14 protein-coding genes are annotated in these 14,279 nt (G+C 69.2%); 8 read left to right on the top strand and 6 right to left on the bottom strand.

Features of this window, described 5'->3' with window-relative positions; genetic code table 11:
• Positions 1-47: 47 nt before the first annotated feature.
• A complete protein-coding gene (locus tag LXT13_RS19780; protein ID WP_233373693.1) occupies positions 48-1,181 on the top strand; it encodes a glycoside hydrolase family 5 protein in 1,134 nt (377 codons plus the stop codon).
• A gap of 29 nt (positions 1,182-1,210) precedes the next feature.
• Entirely contained in the window at positions 1,211-2,230 is a 1,020-nt protein-coding gene (locus tag LXT13_RS19775; RefSeq protein ID WP_233373692.1) for a glycoside hydrolase family 5 protein, read from the top strand.
• Positions 2,231-2,259: 29 nt separating this feature from the next.
• Here the strand turns inward: LXT13_RS19775 and LXT13_RS19770 are convergent, their stop codons facing one another.
• Both LXT13_RS19770 and LXT13_RS19765 read right to left on the bottom strand, forming a co-directional pair.
• Positions 2,260-3,813, bottom strand: a complete 1,554-nt coding sequence (locus LXT13_RS19770) for a methyl-accepting chemotaxis protein (RefSeq protein WP_233373691.1) — start codon at positions 3,811-3,813, stop codon at positions 2,260-2,262.
• Positions 3,814-3,956: 143 nt separating this feature from the next.
• A complete protein-coding gene (locus LXT13_RS19765) occupies positions 3,957-5,597 on the bottom strand; it encodes a DEAD/DEAH box helicase (RefSeq protein WP_233373690.1) in 1,641 nt (546 codons plus the stop codon).
• Between the two features lie 494 nt (positions 5,598-6,091).
• On the opposite strand from LXT13_RS19765, the gene LXT13_RS19760 reads away from it, so the two are divergent.
• Entirely contained in the window at positions 6,092-6,616 is a 525-nt protein-coding gene (locus LXT13_RS19760; protein ID WP_233373689.1) for a DUF2087 domain-containing protein, read from the top strand.
• Here LXT13_RS19760 and LXT13_RS19755 read toward each other — a convergent pair.
• Positions 6,610-7,434 carry a helix-turn-helix transcriptional regulator gene (locus LXT13_RS19755; protein ID WP_233373688.1) on the bottom strand — a complete coding sequence of 275 codons (825 nt, stop codon included), beginning with the start codon at positions 7,432-7,434 and terminating at the stop codon, positions 6,610-6,612. The genes LXT13_RS19760 and LXT13_RS19755 overlap by 7 nt on opposite strands.
• A 104-nt stretch (positions 7,435-7,538) precedes the next feature.
• On the opposite strand from LXT13_RS19755, the gene LXT13_RS19750 reads away from it, so the two are divergent.
• The gene (locus tag LXT13_RS19750) at positions 7,539-8,426 is read left to right on the top strand and encodes an SDR family oxidoreductase (RefSeq protein WP_233373687.1); all 888 of its coding nucleotides are present in this window, start codon (positions 7,539-7,541) and stop codon (positions 8,424-8,426) included.
• Here LXT13_RS19750 and LXT13_RS19745 read toward each other — a convergent pair.
• Both LXT13_RS19745 and orn read right to left on the bottom strand, forming a co-directional pair.
• A complete protein-coding gene (locus LXT13_RS19745; RefSeq protein ID WP_233373686.1) occupies positions 8,411-10,168 on the bottom strand; it encodes a chorismate-binding protein in 1,758 nt (585 codons plus the stop codon). The two genes, LXT13_RS19750 and LXT13_RS19745, sit on opposite strands and share 16 nt — an antisense overlap.
• A 1-nt stretch (position 10,169) precedes the next feature.
• The gene (orn, locus tag LXT13_RS19740) at positions 10,170-10,727 is read right to left on the bottom strand and encodes an oligoribonuclease (protein WP_233373685.1); all 558 of its coding nucleotides are present in this window, start codon (positions 10,725-10,727) and stop codon (positions 10,170-10,172) included.
• A 51-nt stretch (positions 10,728-10,778) separates the two neighbouring features.
• Between orn and LXT13_RS19735 the strand changes: the two genes are divergently transcribed.
• Genes LXT13_RS19735 through LXT13_RS19720 form a run of 4 tightly spaced genes read left to right on the top strand, consistent with a single transcriptional unit; the run spans position 10,779 to position 14,036 of the window.
• A complete protein-coding gene (locus LXT13_RS19735; protein ID WP_233373684.1) occupies positions 10,779-12,050 on the top strand; it encodes a M48 family metallopeptidase in 1,272 nt (423 codons plus the stop codon).
• Positions 12,047-12,382, top strand: a complete 336-nt coding sequence (locus LXT13_RS19730) for a 4a-hydroxytetrahydrobiopterin dehydratase (protein WP_233373683.1) — start codon at positions 12,047-12,049, stop codon at positions 12,380-12,382. The genes LXT13_RS19735 and LXT13_RS19730 overlap by 4 nt, the downstream gene beginning before the upstream one ends.
• Positions 12,337-13,281, top strand: a complete 945-nt coding sequence (gene rsgA, locus LXT13_RS19725; protein WP_419964697.1) for a ribosome small subunit-dependent GTPase A — start codon at positions 12,337-12,339, stop codon at positions 13,279-13,281. Before LXT13_RS19730 ends, rsgA begins: the two co-directional genes overlap by 46 nt.
• Positions 13,278-14,036 carry a DUF3047 domain-containing protein gene (locus tag LXT13_RS19720; RefSeq protein WP_233373681.1) on the top strand — a complete coding sequence of 253 codons (759 nt, stop codon included), beginning with the start codon at positions 13,278-13,280 and terminating at the stop codon, positions 14,034-14,036. The genes rsgA and LXT13_RS19720 overlap by 4 nt, the downstream gene beginning before the upstream one ends.
• On the opposite strand, the gene LXT13_RS19715 is transcribed toward LXT13_RS19720, so the two are convergent.
• Positions 13,981-14,265 carry a hypothetical protein gene (locus LXT13_RS19715; RefSeq protein WP_233373680.1) on the bottom strand — a complete coding sequence of 95 codons (285 nt, stop codon included), beginning with the start codon at positions 14,263-14,265 and terminating at the stop codon, positions 13,981-13,983. The two genes, LXT13_RS19720 and LXT13_RS19715, sit on opposite strands and share 56 nt — an antisense overlap.
• Positions 14,266-14,279 lie beyond the last annotated feature (14 nt).

Genomic DNA, 14,279 nt, shown 5'->3' with positions numbered 1-14,279 from the left:
GGCGCGCCATGCCCAGCACGCCCATGTCCGAGCTTGAGGAGATGACCATGCGCCAATCGCTCGTCATCACCTGGCTGGCGCTGGCGATGTCCGCCTGCGGCGCTGGCGGCGGCAGCGCCGGTGCCACGACACCCGCGCCGGCGCCGTCCAGCGACCCCTGGGTTGCCTACCCCACGATGCCCGCCGGCACGCCGCCGGGCGCGTCCGCCCAGGCCCGCACGGCGGCCGCTGCATTGGGAGGTGGCATCAACTTCGGCAACATGCTTGAGGCGCCAACCGAAGGAGCCTGGGGCCTGAAGGTCGAGGACGAGTTCATCCAGCTCGTCGGCACCGGCGCCAGCCCCGCCTACACCCGGGCTGTGCGCCTGCCGGTGCGATGGAGCAACCACGCCAGCGCCGACGCTGCGGCCACCATCGACCCGGGCTTCATGAGCCGTGTCGAGTCCGTCGTCAATCAGCTTCTGGCCCGTGGCGTGACCGTAGTGCTGAACATGCACCACTACCACCAGCTCGACGGCGACGCGGTGGAGGCCGGTGAGACCCGCGTCGCCACCGACGTGGTGCAGCTGCGCTTCTTGGCGATGTGGCGGCAGATCGCCGAGCGCTTCGCCGCGGCCGGGCCGGGACTCGTCTTCGAGCTCTACAACGAGCCGCACAACCAGCTGGAGGCCGACTGGAACACGCTGGCCTCGCGGGCGCTGCGCGTCGTGCGGGCGAGCAACCCCGGCCGCGTCGTCATGATCGGCCCGGTGCAATGGAACAGCGCCTATGCGCTGTCCAGGCTGCAACTGCCGGCCGATGTCCATCTGGTGCTGACCGTCCACCACTACGAGCCGTTCAACTTCACGCACCAGGGCGCCGAATGGATCAGCCCCGTCCCGGCAACCAGCGTGGATTGCTGCGACGCGACGCAGCTCGCCAAGATCCGCGAAGGCCTGGACCTGGCCATCAGCGAAGGCAGGCGCCTGGGCTACCCGGTGGTCGTCGGCGAGTTCGGCGCGTACAGCAAGGCCGCCATCGGCGCCCGCGTGCGCTACCTGCAGGCCATTCGCAGCGAGATGGCGGCACGCCAGCTACCGTGGATGTACTGGGAGCTGGCCTCGGGCTTCGGCCTGTATGACCCCGTAGCGCATGCCTGGCGGGCCGAGCTGGTGAACGCGCTGTACGGCACGACGCCATGAGGACCTTCAGAACAATCCGGAGACCTACGATGACCCTGCGTCAACTCGCCGCCGCCAGCCTGCTGGCCCTGTGCACCCAGGCCGCCACCGCCGCCGGGCCGCTGCCCTGGCGTGGCATCAGCCTGTCCAGCGCCGAATGGGGCGAGAAGCTCCCCTTCCCCGGCATCTACGGCAAGGACTTCGTCTACCCCAGCGTCGACAGCACGGCCTACTACCAGGCCGAGGGCATGAACGTCATGCGCATTGCCTTCCGCTGGGAGCGGCTGCAGCCCACGCTGATGGGCGAGTTCGATGCCGCCGAGCTCGCCCGGCTGCGCGCCTTCGTCGATGGCACCAGCGCCCGCGGCCTGCATGTGCTGCTGGACCCGCACAACTACGCTGCCTACCAGGACCAGCACATCGGCAAGCCCGAGGTGCCCATCGCCGCCTTCTCCGACTTCTGGCGGCGCCTGGCGCTGCAGTTCAAGGACAACCCCAAGGTCCAGTTCGGCCTCGTCAACGAGCCGCGCAACATGCCGACCGAAGTCTGGGCCGAGGCCGCACAGGCCGCCGTCGACGCCATCCGCGCGACAGGCGCCACCAACCTCATCACGCTGCCCGGCAACGGCTACACGGGCGCGTGGAGCTGGTTCGAGACGGGCTGGTACGGCACGCCCAATGCCGAGGTCATGGGCCGCGTGCGCGACCCGCTCGACCACATGGTGTTCGAGGTGCACCAGTACCTCGACAAGGACGGCTCAGGCACGAACGCCGAATGCGTCAGCGCGACGATCGGCGTGGAGCGGCTGCGACGCTTCACGGCCTGGCTCAAGGCCAACAAGCGCCGTGCCATCCTGGGCGAAGTGGGCGGCGGCGCCAACCCGGTGTGCGAGCAGGCCGTGCGCGGTGCGCTCAAGCACCTCGAAGACAACGCCGACGTCTGGGACGGCTGGCTGTGGTGGGCCGGCGGCCCGACGTGGGGCGACTACTTCCTGTCCCTGGAGCCGGGCGCCGATGGCAAGGACAAGCCGCAGATGCGCTGGCTGGCGCCGTTCCTGAAGCGTCCTTAAACGCGCGCCGAGCCTGTCCAGAACCGAACTCAGCGCGCCAACCGGAACACCGCCACCGCCTGCACGAGGCGCTGCGTCTGTTCCTTCAGGCTCTCGGCCGCCGAGGCCGCCTCCTCGACGAGAGCCGCGTTTTGCTGCGTCATCTGGTCGAGATGACCCACGGCGCTGTTCACTTCGCCGATGCCCTGGCTCTGCTCCTGCGCGGAGGCGCTGATCTCGGCAATGATGTCGCTGACCCGCTGCACGCTCTGGACGATCTGCCCCATCGTGCTGCCCGCCTCCGTCACGAGCGCGGCGCCCGAATCCACGCGCTCCACGCTGGACGCGATGAGCGTCTTGATCTCACGCGCCGCCGAAGCGCTGCGTTGCGCCAGACTGCGCACTTCGCCGGCCACCACCGCGAAGCCGCGCCCCTGCTCGCCGGCACGGGCCGCCTCCACGGCGGCATTCAGCGCGAGGATGTTGGTCTGGAAGGCAATGCCGTCGATGACACCAATGATGTCGTGAATGCGGCGCGAGCTGTCGCTGATTTCGCCCATCGTGTTGACGACGCGCTGCATCAGAGTCCCGCCCTGCTGCGCCGTGCCGACGGCCGACACCGCCAGCTGGTTCGCAGTCGTCGCCGAATCCGCTGTCTGGCGCACGGTCCCGGTCAGCTCTGTCAGCGACGCCGCGGCCTGCTGCAGGTTGGAGGCGGTCTGCTCGGTGCGCCCGGACAAATCCATGTTGCCGACGGCGATCTCACTGCTCGCGGTGCTAATGCTGTCGCTGGAGCCGCGCACCTCGCCGATCAGCCGCACGAGCGCGGCCTGCATCGTGCTCATGGCGGCCAGCAACTGGCCGGTCTCGTCACGCGATGACGGCTCGATGCGCCGGCTGAGGTCGAAATGCGCGATGGCATCGGCCACCTGCACCGCGTTGCGCAGCGGCCGCGTGATGGAGCGCGTCAGGCCGACGGCGATCAGCACGCCCGCCAGCAGCGTCACGCTGCCGAACACGACCAGCGCCACGCGGGCTTTCTGGTTGGTCGCAACGACCAGCGCGATGCCGGCGTCCAGCCGTTCGCGCTGCAGGTCGGCCACCGCACGGATGCCGTCGAGATACTCGCGTGATGCCGGCAGGAAGCCTTCGAAGAGCTGCTGCGTCCGGGCGGCATCGCCCGCCTTCTTGGCGTCGCTGATCTGGTCGCGCAGGCTGATGAAGCGCTTGCGCAGATCACCCACCTTGTCGAAGACCTCGCGCTCCTGGGGCGTCTTCAGCGCCTTGTCCAAGCGGCCCTGGAACTCGCTCGACTGCTTGGAGGCCTCGGCGGCGTCCTTGGCGAAGAAGCCCGCCAGGCTCGGGTCCTGGCTCGCTGCGATCGCCGTCGTGCGCGTCGTGCCGTTGAACACCACGCGGTACCAGTCGCTCGCCAGCCGCTCGCTGACGAGGGACTCCTCGTACATGACGCGGGTCTCTTCGGCGACGCGCTGCAGGCCCAGATAGCCCAGTCCCGAGCCGACCAGCGCGACTAGCAAGACCAGCGCCTGGGCCCAGCCCAGTCGCTTGCCGATCGAGGTACGAATTCCCAAGGCATCCAGCATGGTGTCCTCCTCGTGTGGGGGACACCAGCCTAGGCCTCAGCCCCCAGGCTCACAAGGCGACGCGTCGCCGAAAGGGATGAACCAGGCAGCAATGCACACCCGCCCCGTCGCCACGCGGCGAAAACGAGACGGGTCCATGCGGTTCAGCGGCCGAAGCCACCCTTGCGCGGGCCGCCCGGGCCGCGGCGCTCGCCGCCGAAGGACGGGCGATCACCGCCGCCACCGAAGCTGGGCTTGCCAGCGAAGGCCGGCTTGCCACCACCGTGGAAGGGACGGTCGCCGCGCTGCTGCGCGCCACGGTCGTCACGAGGCTGGAAGCCGCGGTCGTCGCGCGGCTGGAAACCGCGGTTGTCGCCACGCGGCGGGAAGCCCTGGCCCTCGCCACGCGGGGCGAAGCTGCGGTCTTCACGCGGCGCAAAGCCACGCTCGTCGCCACGCGGTGCGAAGCCACGGTCGGCGCCGTGACCGAAGGGCTTGCCACCGCCATGGTGCGGGCGGCCACCGTTGTCGTCGCGGCGGAAGTTCTTGCCACCGAAGCCGGGGCGGCCACCGAAGCCGCCACGCGGGCCGCGGTCGTCGAAACTGCCGGCCGGGCGCGGCGGGAAGATGCGCGGTTCCTGTGTCTTGGGCTCCAGGCCGGCGATCTGCTGCACGGGAATCGTCTGCGTCGTGAACTGCTGGATGCGGCGGATCATGCCCACGTCGTCACGCAGGCCCAGCGTGATCGCCAGGCCCTGGCGGCCGGCGCGGCCCGTGCGGCCAATGCGGTGCACATAGTCCTCGGCCTTCATCGGCAGGCCGTAGTTGATGACGTGGCTGATCGTCGGCACGTCGATGCCGCGGGCGGCCACGTCGGTAGCCACCAGCACCTTCAGGTCACCGCGGCGCAGGCCCATCAGCACGCGGTTGCGCTTGCCTTGCGGCATCGCGCCGTGCAGCGGCGCCACGGCATGGCCCAGCTCGGCCAGGCGGTCGGCCAGCCAGTCGGCATCGCGTTGCGTGCTCGTGAAGACGACGGCCTGGTCCAGCTCCGGCTGCGCCAGGATGGACTCCAGCAGCTGGTCCTTGTGGTGCGGGTTGTCGGCCCAGTGCAGGCGCTGCTCGATGTTCTCGTGCGTGTCGGTGTGCGTGGCGACCTCGATGCGCTGCGGGTCTTTCAGCAGCTGCTGCGCGAGGCGGCCGACGTGGCCGGCGAAGGTGGCGCTGAACATCACCGTCTGACGTTCGGCCGGAGTGTTGCCGGCGATCATGTTGATATCGTCGATGAAGCCCATGTCCAGCATGCGGTCGGCTTCGTCCAGCACCAGCATCTCGACGTTGCTCAGCACGCACTTGCCCGAGTTGATGTGGTCGATCAGGCGACCCGGCGTGGCAATCAGGATGTCCAACGGACCGGTCAGCTGACGGATCTGCAGCGGGTAAGGCATGCCGCCCAGCACCGTGGCGACCTTGAGGCCCGGGATGTGGCGGCCGTAGGTCTGCGCCGCCTTGGCGACCTGCATGGCCAGCTCGCGGGTGGGGGCCAGCACGAGCACGCGCGGGCCGTAGATGACGCCCTTCTCACGGCGCTTGGTGTTGTCGCCGCGGGCGGCGAGGATCTTCTCCAGCGCCGGCAGGATGAAGGCGGCCGTCTTGCCCGAACCGGTGCGCGACGAGACCATCAGGTCCTTGTTCGCGATGGCGGCGGGGATGGCTTGCGCCTGCACATCGGTGGCGTTCTCGTAGCCGGCGTCCTTGACGGCTTGCAGCACGGCGGGGCTCAGGCCCAGGGTCTCGAAACTCATTACTTCGTTCTTTCGTTCATTCACCGCGCAGACCCGAAACAGGCCATAGGCGCAGCGCCGAGGAGCATCGGGCTCATCGGAATCACACAAGTCGCTGGGAGAAAGCTCGCGTCGTGCGGCTCGGGCAGAGGATCAGCCCGGGTGCGGCGCGGGGGAACAGTCAGTCAAAGCGACGGCTTCATCGCCGCCGACCGATCCGTGTTCGGAGTCCGATTCGAATGATCGAACGAGGTCAGAGGAGACGTCATACACCTGGGTTGCCCCCAGGCGAAGCAGCGACTATAGCACGCCTCAGGGTTTTCACCAAATGTTCATTGTCTCTGGCACACTGGCGGTCCCGGGTCGGCAGCACACCCAGGCCTTGCCGCACGGCTTTCGCCGTGAGCTGAACCTGCCATCAAACGCCTTCGTTCACGTGAACCCCACGCGTGCGCCCTGGCTGCAAGACGGCAAGCACAGCCTTATTACCGTTGGCGTGCGCATGGAGTGCCACCGTGCCCCGTGAATCGTTTCCCCTCGTCGTGGACGACCTGTCCACTTTTGCCAAGTCGCTGCGCACGCAGCTGCTGGCCCACGAGCAGACGCCTGGCCACCAGACGCTGTTGAACATGCTGGCCCGCGCGGCCGGGCATCGCAACCTGCAGCACCTGCAGGTGCGCCCGCCCCCGCCAAGCCCCCAGGCGCCCGCACCGCACAGCGACCTCGTGCGCCGCACGCTACGGCTGTTCGACGAGCAGGGGCGCCTCACGCGTCTGCCCGTCAAGCGCTCGCTGCAATTGATGGCGCTGTGGGGCCTGTGGATGCGCTTCGACGCCAAGCGCCCCTACCGCGAGCGCGAGGTCAACCAGATCCTGACGGCCTGGCACGGCTTTGGCGACTACTGCACGCTGCGCCGCGACCTCGTCACGCAGCGGCTGATGGCGCGCACGGCGGACAGCTCGGTCTACACGAAGCTGCCGGCACGGCCTGGCGAGGACGCGATGGCGCTGATGCGCGCGCTGCGCCAGCGCGGTCACTGATCCATTAGCTGGCGAACACGCGCCTCGTCGGCCGGTGTGGCCGGGTGGTAGACGATCAGCGTCAGGTCCGGCCGACCTTCCACGGCGAAACCGCTGTACTCCAGCGAGATCGGGCCGGCCACCGGATGCTCGATCTGCTTGGCCGCCTCGCCGTAGCTGCCGCGCACATCCAGCTCGGCCCACATCGCGGCGAACTCGGCATTGGCTGCGCTCAGCTCGCTGACCAGCGCCTGCATGGCCGCCATCGCGCCGGCCCGCGCCGCGTCGGCGCGGAATGCCGCGACGACAAAGCGCGCGTCTTGCGCCCAGTTGGGCATGCGGCCCCGCGCGGCAGGGTTGGCGAAGATGTGGCGGAGGATGTTGCGCCTGTCGGGTGGCATGGCCGCGTAGTCGTTCAGCACGGCAGCGCAAGCACGGTTCCAGGCGACAACGTCCCAGGTCGGTGTACGGATCATGGACGGGCAATGTTCCAGCGCGTCCAGCACGCGCTGCAGCCGCGGCGGTACGTCGGTGGCCACTTGGTAGCGGACCTCGGGCGGACGGTTCTGCGCCAGCAGGAACAGGTGCTCGCGCTCCACGGCACTCAGTTGCAGCGCGCCGGCCAGGCGCTCCAGCACCTCGGTCGACGGCGCGCCGCCGCGCCCCTGCTCCAGCCACGTGTACCAGGTCGGACTCACATGCGCGCGCTGCGCCACCTCCTCGCGGCGCAGCCCGGGCGTGCGCCGACGCGCCAGCGGCAGGCCCAGCGCGGCGGGGTCCAGGCGGGCACGGCGCTCCTTTAGGTAGCGGCCCAGCGGGTTGTCTTCGACGGCGGACATCGTGTTCCTGTTAGTGGCCATACCGGTATGCGCCCACGGCTTCACGCATGCGGCCCGGCTCGCGACAGTGGCGCCACTTCCACCGTTTTACAAGGACTCTTCCCATGCACGTGTTCGTGACGGGCGCGACCGGCTTCATCGGCTCGGCCATTGTGCAAGAACTGCTTTCCCACGGTCACCGCGTGACCGGCCTGGCGCGCTCGGACGCCGCGGTCGAGGCGCTGGCCGCCGCCGGCGCCGCCGCCTACCGCGGCTCCATCGAAGACCTCGATAGCCTGCGTCGCGGCGCGGCCGCGGCGGATGCGGTCATCCACACGGCTTTCAACCACGACTTCTCCCGCTTTGCCGCCAGCTGCGAGGAAGACCGCCACGTCATCACCGCGCTGGGCGATGCGCTGGCCAGCAGCGGCCGCCGTCTGGTGGTCACCTCGGGCACCGCGCTGGTGGCCGGCAAGGCGCTGGCGATCGAGACGGATGCGCCGTCGACACGCCACCCACGAGCGGCGTCCGAGCAGGCCGTTGCGGCGCTGGTCGAGCGCGGCGTGAACGCGAGCGTCGTGCGCTTGCCGCCCTCTGTCCATGGCGACGGCGACCATGGCTTCGTGCCGCTGCTCATTGACCTCGCGAGCCAGAAGGGCCTGGCCGCGTACGTTGGCGACGGCCACAACCGCTGGCCTGCCGTGCACCGGCTGGATGCGGCCGAGCTGTTCCGCCGCGTGGCCGAGGCGGGTCGGGCCGGCGTCAGCTACCACGGCGCTGCCGAGACCGGCGTGCGCTTCTGCGACCTCACAGCGGTCATCGGCCGGCGGCTGGGCCTGCCGGTGCGGGGCCTCGAAGTCGACGCCGCGGCAGCGCACTTCGGCTGGCTCCATCACTTCGCCGGCATGGACAACCCGACCAGCAGCGACTGGACGCAGCGCGAGCTGGGCTGGCGACCACGTCGTATCGGGCTGCTGGCTGACGTGGACCAGCCGGGCTACTTCAGCAACTGAGCCGGCAGCCACCCGCGCAAGCTGTTGAAAAAGGCCAGGCCATCGGCGCGGGCCAGGTCATCGCGCGTCAGGCTCGCTTCCTTGATACGCCCCTGCGCCAGCAGTTCGGCGCGCAACACGCCCGGCAGCAGGCCGGCGGCCAGCGGTGGCGTCAGCCACTGGCCGTCGAGCTGGACGGCAAGGTTGCCGAAGCTGCACTCGGTCAGCTCGCCGGCCTCGTTCCAGAGGATGACGTCGAAGGCCTCGGCCGGCTTGTCCACTGCGTACAGCTCGCGGCGCGTCGTCTTGTGGGCGAGGAATTCGGCGCGGGGGCCCAGCGTCGGCATCGATCGATGTGCCAGCGCAAGCTGCACCGGCTCGGGCGTGGGCGTGAAGGCGAACATCGTGTGTTGCAGGCAACCTCCGGCGTCGCAGGTCAGCCGCAGGCGCCAGCTGCCTTGCGTGTGCGCCGCCGCCGCATCCTTCAGGTGAGCTTTCGCCTCGGCCATCGAGAACCGCAGGCCGAAGTGGCGCGCGGTGCGCTGCATGCGAGCCAGATGCGCATCGCCACGCTGGGCGACGCCGTTCTCCAGCCGCAGCGTCTCCAGCGCCTCGAAGGGCGCTTCGGCGCGGGCCAGAAAGCGCGACTTGGCGCGCCACTCGGCAATCTCGGCGGCGGCTTCGCTGTCCAGGGTGATGGCGCTGCCGACGCCGCAGGTAAGCTGTGCATGGTCGAACTCGACGGTGCGGATGGGCACGTTGAACGTCGCCACGCCACCCGGCTGGATAAGCCCCAACGCGCCGCAATACCAGCCGCGGGCGGTCGGCTCCAGATCGCGAATGATCTGCATCGCCCGCATCTTGGGCGCGCCGGTCACCGAGCCGCAGGGGAACAGCGCCGCGAACGCGTCCGCCAGCGACAGCCCGCGACGGCTGACGGCAGTGACGGTGGACGTCATCTGCCAGACCGTCGGCAACGCGTGCAGCTCGAACAGCCGCGGCACGCGCACCGTGCCCAGCTGCGCGACACGGCTGAGGTCGTTGCGCAGCAGGTCCACGATCATCAGGTTCTCGGCGCGTTCCTTCTCGCTGGTGCGCAGATGGGCCTGGGCGGCCTCGTCGTCGACGCGGTCACGGCCGCGCGGTGCCGTGCCCTTCATCGGCTGGGCCGCCAGCAGCCAAGAGCGCTCGGCGCCGGGCACCGGACGCCAGTCGAAGAACAGCTCCGGCGACACGCTGGCCGCCCCGGCGCCACGCAGGAACAGGCTGAAGCCGCCCGGCTGGCTCGCGTGCAACGCAAGGAACAGCTGGGCCGCATCCAGAGCGGTTGTTTCGGCGCGCAGCCGCGTCGTCAGGTTGACCTGATAGCAGTCGCCGGCGCGGATGTAGTCGCGGATGCTCTCGATGGCGGCCGTCGCATCCGGCTCGTCGGCCTGCCAGTCGAGCAGGCCGGTGTGGGCTCGCTCGCCCTCCGGCCACGGCTCCGGCGGCGTGTCATAGACGGCGAACTCGGCCAGCGGCGCGGCGGCGTCGTGCGTCGCCAGCGCGGGGTCGAAGGCGCCTGCGGCCTCGTAGCGCAGCCCGCCCAGCACCCAAGCACCGGCGCGGGCGGCGGCCTCTGCGTCGGCGACGACCGCCCTGACCTCCCCGAGCACCGAGGCGCGCAGCCAGCGCGACGGTGACGTGTGCCACGCGCCGCGCACGCGCTCGCCGTCCTCGCGGGCCAGCGGATGGCGGGGAAAGTCGAACGCCGCGTAGATCAACTCAAAGCGCCAGGAACGTCGTCCGGTAATGCGCCAGCTCGTCGATGGACTCGTGGATGTCGGCCAGCGCCGTGTGTGCCTGCGCCTTCTTGAAACCCTCCAGCGCGGCCGGCTTCCAGCGCTTGGCCAGCTCCTTCAGCGTCGACACGTCGAGGTTGCGGTAGTGGAAGAAGCTCTCCAGCTCCGGCATGTAGTTGGCGAGGAAGCGCCGGTCCTGGCAGATGCTGTTGCCGCACATCGGGCTCTTGCCCTTGGGCACGTACTGCTTCAAGAAGGCGATAGTCTGCGCGGCGGCCTCGGCTTCACTGATCGTGGAGGCCTTCACGCGGTCGATGAGGCCGCTGCGGCCATGCGTGCCCTTGTTCCAGGCGTCCATCGCGTCCAGCGTCGCGTCGCTCTGGTGGACGGCGAAGACCGGCCCTTCGATGCGCTTGTCCAGGTTGGGGTCGGTGACGACGACGGCGATTTCGATGATGCGGTCACGGTCGGGATACAGCCCCGTCATTTCGAGGTCGATCCAGATCAGGTTGTTGTCGCTCAGGGTCAGGGTGTCGGACATGGTGGGCTCTCAGGCTAGGGGGCAAATTCTCGCAGCCTAAACTCGAGGGCTATGTCCCCCCTGCTGTTGTCCGCCGCGTTGGCCGTCGCGCTCGCTGCTTCCCTGCTCGTGAAGTTCTGGCTGTCGTCACGGCAGATCCGCCATGTCGCGAGACATCGCCACATGGTGCCCGCGGCCTTTGCCGGCAGCGTCACGCTGTCGGCCCACCAGAAGGCTGCGGACTACACCATCGCCCGCAGCCGCTTCGGTCTGCTGGCGCTGGCCTTCAACGCCGCCGTGCTGCTGGGCTGGACGCTGCTGGGCGGATTGGACGTGTTGAACAGCTGGGTGCTGAAGGCCAGCCAGGCCTTGCCAGAGGGCTGGCAGCCGATGGGATACCAGCTGGGCCTCATCACCGCGTTCGCACTCGTTGGCGGCCTGCTGGACCTGCCGTGGGAACTGTGGTCCACCTTCCGCATCGAGCAGGCCTTCGGCTTTAACCGCACGACGCTGCCGCTGTATTTCGCCGACACGGCCAAGGCGCTGGCTGTCGGCGTGGCCTTCGGGCTGCCCATCGTCGCGCTGATCCTGTGGCTGATGGGTGCCGCCGGCCCGCGCTGGTGGCTGTGGGCCTGGGGCGCGTGGATGGGCTTCCAGCTGCTCGTCATGGTGCTGTACCCAACCGTCATCGCGCCGCTGTTCAACAAGTTCGAGCCGCTTGCCGATGCCACGCTGAAGACCCGCGTGGAAACTCTGATGGCCCGCTGCGGATTCGCCGCCAAGGGCCTGTTCGTCATGGACGGCAGCAAGCGCTCGGCCCATGGCAATGCTTACTTCAGCGGCTTCGGCCCGGCCAAGCGCGTGGTGTTCTTCGACACGCTGCTGGCCAAGCTCAACGGGCCCGAGGTGGAGGCCGTGCTGGCGCACGAACTGGGGCACTTCAAGCACCGCCACATCACCAAGCGCATCGTGCTGGCGTTTGCGATGAGCCTGGCCGGCTTCGCGCTGCTGGGCTGGCTCGCCCAACAGCCCGCCTTCTACCTGGGCCTGGGCGTCAAGCCGTCGATGACGGCGCCGAACGACGCGCTGGCGTTGATCCTGTTCCTGCTCGTCGGCCCGGTGTTCGGCTTCTTCGTCACGCCACTGGCCAGCCACTTCTCGCGCCGTGACGAATTCCAGGCCGACGCCTACGCCCGCGCGCAGGCCAGCGGTGCCGACCTGTCATCCGCGCTGCTCAAGCTGCACGAGGACAACGCCGGCACGCTGACGCCCGACCCGGTCTACGCCCGTTTCTACTACTCGCACCCGCCGGCTGCCGAACGGCTGGCCGCCCTTGCCTCATGACCGACCTGCTGCTCGCCCAATGTGACCCGAAAGCGCCACTGCTGGATGCCCCGACGCGCGAGCGCCTGCTCGCCGCGCTGCCCGGCTGGGCGCCCGACCCCGAGCTCAAGCTCATCGGCCGCCGCTTCGGCTTCGACAACTTCTACCAGGTCATGGCCTTCGTAGACGCCGTCGCCGAGATCGCGCACGCGCAGGACCACCACCCTGAAATGCTGGTGGGCTACAACGCCTGTACCGTCAGCTGGACGACGCATTCCCGTGGCGGGCTGACGCTGAACGACGCGATCTGCGCGGCCCAGGTCAGCGCGCTGCCCGAAGCGACCGGCGAATGAGCAAGTTCCAGGCGCTGGACCTGGGACTTGTCGTGCGCGGCCATGGCCGGCATTACATCGTCGAAGACGCAGACGGCCAGCGCCTCGTCTGCCATCCGCGCGGAAAGAAGAGCGACGCCGTCGTCGGCGATCAGGTGCGCTTTGCCGAGTCCGGCGACGAGGGTGTCATCGAGGCCGTCGAGCCACGGCGCAACCTGCTGTTCCGGCAAGACGAGTGGAAGACAAAGAGCTTCGCCGCCAACCTGGACCAGCTGCTGGTGCTGGTGGCCGTGGAGCCGGTGTTCAGCGAATCGCAGCTGGCGCGCGCGCTTGTCGCCGCTGAGTTCGCCGGCATCCGCGCCGCCATCGCGCTGAACAAGACCGACCTGCCCGGCACGCCCGAGGCTCGCGAGCGCCTGGCGCCGTACCGGGCCATGGGCCTGACCGTCTTCGAGGTCGCGCTCAAGGCCGACCGTGAGGGGTCGCGCGCTACGCTGTCGCCCTGGCTGCAAGACCAGCGCACTTTCGTGCTGGGACCCAGCGGCACCGGCAAGAGCACGCTGATCAACCTGCTCGTGGACAACGCCCAGGCCCAGGTCGGCGAGATCTCGCAGGCGCTGAACTCCGGCCGGCACACGACGACGACGACGCAGTGGTACTGGACCGATGCGACGCGCGCGACCGCGCTGATCGACTCTCCAGGCTTCCAGGAGTTCGGCCTGCGGCAGATCGACGCGGCCGCGCTGTGGCGCTACATGCCCGACCTGCGCGAGCACGCCGACTGCCGCTTCCACAACTGTTCACATATTCACGAACCGGGCTGCCGCGTGCGCGCGGCGGTCGAGGCGGGCTTGATCAGCGCCAGCCGATACCGCATATACGGGGAAATCCTTGAAGAACTCCAACGCAAGTCCTGGTGAAACCCGCTCTCCTGCCCCTGTTTGCCGCCGCCCTGCTCGCGGCCTGCGCGACGCCCCCCGCGCCTGACACGCCGCCGCCCGCCGCCGCGGGCGACTGGCAGCCGCTGGGCCTGCCCGGCAAGAAAGCCACGGTCTACCGTTGGACCGAGAAGGATGGCCGCGTGGCGCTGGAGGCCAGTGCCGACCATTCCGCCAGCCTCTGGCGCAAGCGCCTGCAGCCGTCGATGCTGAACGTCGGCGAGGTCAGCTTCTCGTGGTGGGCGCAGAACCTCATCCCGGGCGCCAACGTCTCGGAGATCGACCATGAGGACGCCATCGCGCGCGTCATCTTCGGTTTCGGCGGCGACGTGGACAAGCTGCCGTTGAAGACGCGTATGAAGTTCGAGCTGGCCCAGGCACTGACCGGCGAGCAGCCACCCTACGCGACGCTGATGTACGTGTGGGACAGCCAGCTGCCGGTAGGCACCGTCGTCATCAACCCGCGCAGCGATCGCATCCGCAAGATCGTCGTGGACTCCGGCCCCGCCGGCCTGCACCGCTGGCGCGACCACAAACGCGACCTGGCCGCCGACTTCAGGCTGGCCTTCGGCGAGGAGCCCGGGCCGCTGGTGACGATGGCCGTCATGACCGACAGCGACAACAACGGCGCGTCGGCCCGGACCTGGTACGGCGCGGTGGAAGTGTCAAAGCCCGCCGCCGTCAACGGCGGGGCGGCTGGAGCGGTGACTCCAAGGGCAGCGGCGCCGGGTCCTTGACCTCGCGCACCTCGATGTCGACGACATCTTCCGCCGCGGCGGACGGCGGACGGCGCTGCGCCCACGGATTGCGGTTCATGCGGAACTGCAGGTTGGGCTTGCGCCCTGTCAGCAGACTCGCCACCACGAGCACCATGAACGTGACGATGGCGAACAGGAACAAGCCCAGGCCGAGCAGCGCCCCGGCGATGAGGATGACGACGCGGAGCAAAAAACGGATCAGACCCATGGCCTGATTTTGCG

The organism is Pelomonas cellulosilytica (genome assembly GCF_021353265.1).
In the GTDB taxonomy this organism is placed as follows: Bacteria; Pseudomonadota; Gammaproteobacteria; order Burkholderiales; family Burkholderiaceae_C; genus Pelomonas; species Pelomonas cellulosilytica.
Note: the sequence above shows the minus strand (reverse complement) of the source record. Positions and strands in the feature narration are given on the sequence as shown.

Bases quoted from the DNA above. Each gene is read 5' to 3' on its own strand.
- LXT13_RS19755 (WP_233373688.1), bottom strand. From the start codon at position 7,434: ATGTCCGCCGTCGAAGACAACCCGCTGGGCCGCTACCTAAAGGAGCGC.
- LXT13_RS19765 (WP_233373690.1), bottom strand. From the start codon at position 5,597: ATGAGTTTCGAGACCCTGGGCCTGAGCCCCGCCGTGCTGCAAGCCGTC.
- LXT13_RS19715 (WP_233373680.1), bottom strand. From the start codon at position 14,265: ATGGGTCTGATCCGTTTTTTGCTCCGCGTCGTCATCCTCATCGCCGGG.
- LXT13_RS19775 (WP_233373692.1), top strand. From the start codon at position 1,211: ATGACCCTGCGTCAACTCGCCGCCGCCAGCCTGCTGGCCCTGTGCACC.
- LXT13_RS19750 (WP_233373687.1), top strand. From the start codon at position 7,539: ATGCACGTGTTCGTGACGGGCGCGACCGGCTTCATCGGCTCGGCCATT.
- LXT13_RS19770 (WP_233373691.1), bottom strand. From the start codon at position 3,813: ATGCTGGATGCCTTGGGAATTCGTACCTCGATCGGCAAGCGACTGGGC.
- LXT13_RS19735 (WP_233373684.1), top strand. From the start codon at position 10,779: ATGTCCCCCCTGCTGTTGTCCGCCGCGTTGGCCGTCGCGCTCGCTGCT.
- LXT13_RS19780 (WP_233373693.1), top strand. From the start codon at position 48: ATGCGCCAATCGCTCGTCATCACCTGGCTGGCGCTGGCGATGTCCGCC.
- orn (WP_233373685.1), bottom strand. From the start codon at position 10,727: ATGTCCGACACCCTGACCCTGAGCGACAACAACCTGATCTGGATCGAC.
- LXT13_RS19730 (WP_233373683.1), top strand. From the start codon at position 12,047: ATGACCGACCTGCTGCTCGCCCAATGTGACCCGAAAGCGCCACTGCTG.